We start from the raw sequence: 217 nt of genomic DNA, 5'->3' as shown, positions 1-217 counted from the left end.
ACCGCCCCGCTTGAGGTGCGCGAGAAGGTGGCATTCGCGCCGGAGCAGCTGGTTGATGCCCTGGAGCATGCCCGTGCATCCGGCCGTCTCAGGGAAATCGCCATACTGTCGACCTGCAATCGCACCGAGCTGTATTGCTCGACCGACGCCGCGGGGCTGGAGTCTCTGCTGCAGTGGCTGGGGGACTATCACCACCTTGCCCCCGCCATGCTGGCGC

General features: G+C 66.4%; 1 pseudogene. It reads left to right on the top strand.

Features of this window, described 5'->3' with window-relative positions:
• Positions 1 to 217: pseudogene (locus MO867_RS23330) on the top strand (glutamyl-tRNA reductase); the annotation flags it as partial.

The sequence above is a fragment of the Microbulbifer okhotskensis genome (assembly GCF_023895975.1).
Lineage (GTDB): Bacteria > Pseudomonadota > Gammaproteobacteria > Pseudomonadales > Cellvibrionaceae > Microbulbifer > Microbulbifer okhotskensis.
Note: the sequence above shows the minus strand (reverse complement) of the source record. Positions and strands in the feature narration are given on the sequence as shown.